This window comes from Blastomonas sp. CCH1-A6 (assembly GCF_001556365.1).
In the GTDB taxonomy this organism is placed as follows: Bacteria; Pseudomonadota; Alphaproteobacteria; order Sphingomonadales; family Sphingomonadaceae; genus Blastomonas; species Blastomonas ursincola.
The window spans coordinates 1-2441 of the sequence record NZ_LSIS01000341.1 but is presented as its reverse complement, the minus strand read 5'-3'; the positions used below and the strand labels follow the sequence as shown (position 1 = coordinate 2441).

The 2441-nt window shown below is 65.3% G+C and carries 1 protein-coding gene; it reads right to left on the bottom strand.

Features of this window, described 5'->3' with window-relative positions:
* Positions 1–2441, bottom strand: a 2441-nt coding sequence (locus AX735_RS16475) for a tape measure protein (protein WP_066282463.1), incomplete at both ends; no start/stop codon positions are given.

The following is a 2441-nucleotide window of genomic DNA, read 5'->3' as shown; positions in this document are numbered from 1 at the left end:
GGCCGTCGATATCCTCGGACAGCGAGATGGTGATGGTGCCGGAGATGGATTGCTGGCCGCCGCCCATCGCCGCCCGGGTCTGGCCGAGCGGGATGATCTTGCCGTTCTGCGCAGGCTGGAAAAACTCGACGCCACCCGCGCCCGCCGCCTCGTTCACGCGGTAGAGGCGGCCAGCGGACACCGGCCCGCCGGATGCGCGGCCGACCACACGGCGCGCGGCAGCAGCAACAGACGAACCGGCCCTAAACGCGCTGCCAATACCCGAACCGCCGCCGCCAGAGAACAGGGATGCGAACGAGAGGATGCCGCCGATGCCGCCGCCGCCGCCACCACCGCCGCCGAACAGCGATTCCGCGAGCGGTCGGATGACAGCCTGCTGGATTGCGATGCGCAGAAGGTCGGCAACGATCTGCTTGGCCACGCCGCTGAACACCTGGCCAAGCGATTTGGCGTTGACGATCGCATCGACCAACCCGTCGTTGAGCGACTGCAGCCCATCGACCGCGACGCTCTGGAAATCCTCGGTCAATTGCTGCTGACTGCGCTGCACCTCTCGCAGGAACCGCTCGCCCGGCGATTCGGTATCACGCCGGGCATTCTCGACACGGCCCGGCTGTGCCGCGCGCAAGGCCCCCTGCGCAATCTCGGCCTGGTCGCGCACAGCCTTACTCAAGTCCTTGTTGTTTTTGATGCGCTCAAGCAAATCGTCGCGATACTGAAACTCAAGGTCGAGCAGCTGAAGCGCCAGATCGCGGCGCTCGCCATCGCTCTGCGCAAGATCGAGCTGACCTTGCAGAAGGTCTTCCTGCGCGCGGAAACGCGCCTCGGCAATATCCTGCGCTTCCTGCTCAAGTTGCTCGCGTTCGTCGCGGGCAATGCGCTCGCGTTCATAGAACGCCAGTTCCTCGACCTGTGCGAGCAGCCGTTTTTTCTGCGCCGCGCTGTATTCGGTCGCGGCATCAATGTCGTTCTGCGCCGCGATCCTGGCGAACTCGACGGCCCGCAGCTCAAGCTCTGCCCGCTCGTTCGCGCTGGTCGCGAACGAAGATTGCGCCGAAAGCGTCTGCTGTGTCAGCGCGATCAGTTCGGAGTTGAAGCGGGCAGTGATCTCTGTCGCGCTAGGGCCGGATGCTGTAGCACCACCTCCTCGCCCGCGCTTCTCGATCGGCCCCGCGCCGACAGCTCCGACTGCCGGGGCCGCATTGATGGCCGCATTTACCTTGTCGAGCGCAGCTTGGAGGACTTGCACTGATTCACGCGCGGCAGCCTCATTGGCCGTCGCCTCAGATGCCGTTGCGGCGGTCGCGCGTTTGGCAACAGCTCCGGTGCGTAAGTCAGCATTGACGAACTGATTGGAGGCAGTGCGCTTCGCAAGTGACTGGGCACGCGCAGCTTCTGCTGTGGCCAAAATCAGACTGGCCTGGGCACTGGCCAGCTTCTGCTTGGTTTCCTCGCGCAATACCTTGGCATTGGCCAGCGCCTCCACGCGAGCGCGGCCCGTTGCTGTTGCAAGCTTGTCGGCGGCATCGCCTGCCCGCTGCGAGGCTTCTGCCGCTGCGTCTTGGGCTTTACGATATACGCCGCTGGCGACCGATCCTTCTTCGGTGCGAGTCGCCAGATAGCCAACCCCAACCGCCAGCGCACTGACCGCGATGCCCACTGGCCCGCCGAATGCCGCAAGCAGCGCGCGCCCTGCGCCAGCAGCAGCCACACTAAGACCGCCCGCCGCGCTGGCAGCAGAGAGCAGGCCAGCGGTATAGGCTGCAACCCGCCCCACGACCAACACGGACCCGATCGCAGCCAGGGCAGGGATGACCACGTTCAGATTGTTAGCCAGCGTCTGGATGCCGGTCGCCAGCGCGTTGGTGACGCCATTCGCCTCCGCAGCCTCGCCAACATACACCGTCAGCTGGCTGTTGAGAGACTCGAAAGCCCCCGCGATCGTGAGCGTCGCCTTGCTGGCCTTACCTTCAAGCTCCGCCGAGCCGTTAAGAATGGCCTGAAAAAACTGCTCGGAGCTTACTTTGCCGTCCACCACGGCCTGGCGAAGCCTGGCGACGCTGCCGCCGAACTGCTCGGTATTGGCCGCGAGTTGCAACAGCGGGCGCAAGCCGCCTTCGTTGATCTGGTTGAACTCCTCGGCACGCACCGTCCCGCTGGCAAGCGCCTGCGTCAGGCCGAGGATAGCCCCCTGCGCCTGCACCGCGCTCGTGCCGGTGATCTTGAGCGATTGCGCCGTCGCCTCGGTCAGCTGGACAAGCTGGTCCTGGCTGGCGCCAAGATCGGACGCCGCCTGCGACGAGTTGCCGAACAGGCGCGCCAGCTCCTCGATGTTGACGCCATAGCGGCCCGAGAGGTCGAGAAGGCGCTGTTGCACACCCGCCAAGTTCTCGCCCTCGAGCCCGGCGACCTTGAGGCTGTTCTGCAGCCGGGTATAGCTG